At 35.1% G+C, this 3,834-nt stretch carries 3 protein-coding genes; 1 reads left to right on the top strand and 2 read right to left on the bottom strand.

The window, feature by feature from the left end; all coding sequences use genetic code 11:
• A partial coding sequence (locus tag ACP6PK_RS03185; RefSeq protein WP_426557692.1) for a hypothetical protein occupies window positions 1-209 on the bottom strand: 209 nt, incomplete at its 3' end.
• A 513-nt stretch (window positions 210-722) separates the two neighbouring features.
• Window positions 723-2,054 (bottom strand): dihydroorotase, encoded by a 1,332-nt coding sequence (locus ACP6PK_RS03180; protein ID WP_426557690.1) that lies wholly within the window; start codon window positions 2,052-2,054, stop codon window positions 723-725.
• Between the two features lie 621 nt (window positions 2,055-2,675).
• Between ACP6PK_RS03180 and lepB the strand changes: the two genes are divergently transcribed.
• Complete coding sequence (gene lepB, locus ACP6PK_RS03175; RefSeq protein WP_426557688.1) at window positions 2,676-3,326, top strand: signal peptidase I; 651 nt, start codon at window positions 2,676-2,678, stop codon at window positions 3,324-3,326.
• Window positions 3,327-3,834 lie beyond the last annotated feature (508 nt).

Below are 3,834 nucleotides of genomic sequence, written 5' to 3'. Positions count from 1 at the left end.
GTTTCATTTGCTGAAGCTCCCAGAGGTGGATGGGGAAAATTTTCCCATACGTATACAGCAATAGTAGTTTCATTTGCTGAAGCTCCCAGAGGTGGATGGGGAAAATTTTCCCATACGTATAGAGCAATAGTAGTTTCATTTGCTAAAGCTCTCGGAGGTGGATGATGGAATTTTTTCTGCCTATGCCTATAGAGCAATAGTAATTTCATTTGCTGAAGCTCCCAGAGGTGGATGATGGAAATTTTTCTCTTCTATTGCGTATAGAGCAATAGTAGTTTCATTTGCTGAAGTCCCCGGAGGCGGATAATCAAAATTTTCCCATACGTATACAGCAATAGTAGTTTCATTTGCTAAAGCTCCCGGAGGTGGATGGTAGAATTTTTCCTTCTATTGCGTATAGAGCAATAGTTATTTCATTTTTTTAAGCTCCAGGAGATGGATGGTGAAATTTTTCTGCCTATGCCTATAGAGAAATCCTTATTTCATTTTTTTCAGCTTCCAGAGACGGATAGTAGAATTTTTCCTTTTATAAAGGTTTGGGATTAAGAATATAGTTTGGGTGACAGATAGAGGGATATTAACCTCTTCAAATATTAATCAGCTAGTTAGGATTTGCAGAAAAAGTCTTTTTAAGGAGTAGGAGAGTAGGGGAGTAATTTTTTTGCCCTTCAAGTAAACTAAAAGTCAAGCAAAGTCTCAAAAAAAATCGCCACGAAAATTAATTAGGTAGCTCCAGAAAATGTCAGAGCTTTGCCTCGAACATCAGAATTAAATTCACCACGATTAAACACAACTTCTCCCCCAACAATAGTAACAACAGGCCAACCAGTTAAACTCCATCCTTCAAACGGACTCCAACCACACTTTGTCATTAATTCATCTCTCAAAACAGGCCGATAATTATCCAAATCTACTAATACTAAATCCGCATCAAAACCAGGAGCGATCGCTCCCTTTTTCGGAATCCCATAACCCTTAGCAACAGCAGTAGACATCCAATTAGAAACCTGAGCAACAGAACATCTTCCCTGCATAGCTTGAGTCAACATTAAAGGTAAAGAAGTTTCTACACCAGGCATTCCCGAAGGAGTATTGGGATAACCTTTACCTTTTTCTTCCAAAGTATGAGGAGCATGATCCGTCGCAATAAAATCAATTACCCCATCCAACAAAGCTTGCCATAAAATATCATTATCCCAAGCAGACTTTAAAGGAGGATTCATTTGAGCTAAACTGCCTATTTTTTCATAAGCACTCGTATTTAATAACAAATGTTGAGGCGTAACTTCAGCAGTCACCCAACTAGGTTTATCCTGACGCAATAATTCCGCTTCATCTCCAGTCGAAGTATGCAAAATATGTAAACGTCGCTGATATTTTTTCGATAATTTCAAAGCCATCTTAGTTGCTAATAAAGCAGCCTCATTATCCTGAATTTGTGAATGAATAGCAGGGTCAGAAATACCAGCAAACTCTTTTTTCCTTTGATCAATTCTAGCTTGATTTTCCGCATGAACAGCAATTAACCTTTTTCCCCTAGCAAAAATAGGCTCTAACTTTTCCTCCGTATCTACTAACAAAGGTCCGTGCATAGAACCCATAAAAATTTTAATTCCAGGAGTAGGATTAGCTGTTAATAAATCGGGTAAATTTTCTGCCGTTGCTCCAATAAAAAAACCGAAATTAACCAAACACTTTTGAGCTGCCCGTTGTAACTTATCATCCAATGCAGCTTGAGTAGTAGTCAAAGGTTTAGTATTAGGCATTTCCAGAAAAGAAGTAACACCACCTTTCACACAAGCTCGACTAGCAGTAAATAAATCTTCCTTATGTTCTAATCCAGGTTCCCGAAAATGTACCTGGGGGTCAATTACTCCCGGTAATAGGGTTAAACCTTCGGCATCTATGATTTTTTCTGGAGCTTCAGAAGATGAAATTTCTGGAGCAACTTGAATAATTTCTTGGCCTTGAGTTAGCACATCACCAATCAAAAATTCCCCATCGGGTAGAAGGATGCGGGCGCGACGAATCAGCAAAGAAGAAATAGTAGACATAATAAAAATTGGGTTTTAAGTTTCTATTGTTTTAGGGAGTAGGGAGTATTCAAGAATTTAGAATTTAGAATTTAGAATTACTTCTTCTTATAAATTAAAGAGAATTCGTTCAGCACAGTAGGTCTGAAAGAGCGGGGAACCTCGGCATATCCAATCTACTGCTTTTTCTCCATGAATGTAGAGGGTTTATACCTTAATTTTTCAGTAATTTGGGAAATATGAAATAAAAAAGAACAGAAATAACTATACCTCACCTAACTTGATCAACGCTATAATATTATTTTTATTTTAATATATTACATTTGTTTGAGGAAGTAGGGAGTATTAATTCGGACAACAGGCAATATCAAAGAAGGAAAACAACTGTACCTCACCTAACTTGATCAACGCTATAATGTTATTTTAATCTTAATATATTACAGTTTGATAAAATTAGGTATAATTATGAGTATTTTATCAAAAACATAAAAATATATGCAATATGAACTTAGATGATTCAGACTCCAAGCTATTTTCAAGATTTTTAGATAGGGTACTCAAAAAAAATCCTGAATCATCAAGGGGGAAAACCCATAAACATGCGCCAGTATTTTCAAATTAATTATTTGATCAATAGAAATTATGAATAAAGAAGAAAAATCAAAACATACAGAAAATTCAAACGAAGAAAATCCTTTGATTGAGTCAATTAAAACTATTGGACTTAGCGTGATTTTAGCCATAGGAATTCGTCAATTTGTTGCTGAAGCACGTTATATTCCTTCTGGTTCGATGCTACCAACATTACAAATTAATGACCGTTTGATTATAGATAAATTGGGTTATCAATTCAAAGACCCAGAAAGAGGAGATATTGTAGTCTTTAACCCAACAAATGAACTTAAAACTCAGTACAAAGATGCTTTTATTAAACGGATAGTTGGATTACCTGGCGATCAAGTCGAATTGAAGAATGGAAGAGTATATGTTAATAATCAAGTAGTAGAAGAAACTTATGTTGCTTCAGATTTGAATCCAGCAGAACTTGAGGCTAGAAAGGTTAATCATCAACAAACTAGAATAGATGTTTGTCCTCCTGATAAAAGATTTCTTTCTGAACCTGTGACAGTACCTCCAGATTCTTATTTGGTTATGGGAGATAATCGTAATCATAGTTATGATGGGCGTTGTTGGGGTTTTGTTCCTTATGAAAATATTATTGGTCGAGCTATATTTCGCTTTTGGCCTCTTGATAGTCTTGGTACAATAGATGAATTGCCATTATACAAATAAAAGTTATTTGAGTTATTAGACATTTCCAGAAAAGAGGGAGTAGGAGGTAGGGGAAAAGATTGATCATTTCTGTGGCATAATTTATTTTGTTTTTTATTATTGGAGAAGTTTATTATAGCAATCCTAAATAGATTGTAACATTTTTATCGTAGGGGTTTGGTCTCCAAACCCAAGGGAAAATAGCATTTGGAGACCAAACCCTTACAGTTTTTTTTCACAAATCATTTATGATTGCGATATAGTTATTTAGTTGAAGCAAGTTTATGGAGTTATTTCAAGAAATACATCTGAGTAAGTAACAGTCCGGAAAATTTTCCTCTAACCTAAAGATTTGCTTCAGAAAAAATATAAATTAGATCCTGGGGGAGAAAAATTGCCCAAGCAAATATATGGAGGCGATCGCTCACCTACCCTAAAAAAATGATTTTTCTAAAGGTTAGTATTGCCACAAATAGTATTGTAAAGTTTTATTAATTTTATAGAAAAACATAGAAAAACAACTAAAAAT

The sequence above is a fragment of the Dapis hubbardiae BLCC-M172 genome (assembly GCF_050016015.1).
Classification (GTDB): domain Bacteria; phylum Cyanobacteriota; class Cyanobacteriia; order Cyanobacteriales; family Microcoleaceae; genus Trichodesmium.
Note: the sequence above shows the minus strand (reverse complement) of the source record. Positions and strands in the feature narration are given on the sequence as shown.

Excerpts from the sequence above, each read along its gene's own strand:
- lepB (WP_426557688.1), top strand. The coding sequence starts at position 2,676 with ATGAATAAAGAAGAAAAATCAAAACATACAGAAAATTCAAACGAAGAA.
- ACP6PK_RS03180 (WP_426557690.1), bottom strand. The coding sequence starts at position 2,054 with ATGTCTACTATTTCTTCTTTGCTGATTCGTCGCGCCCGCATCCTTCTA.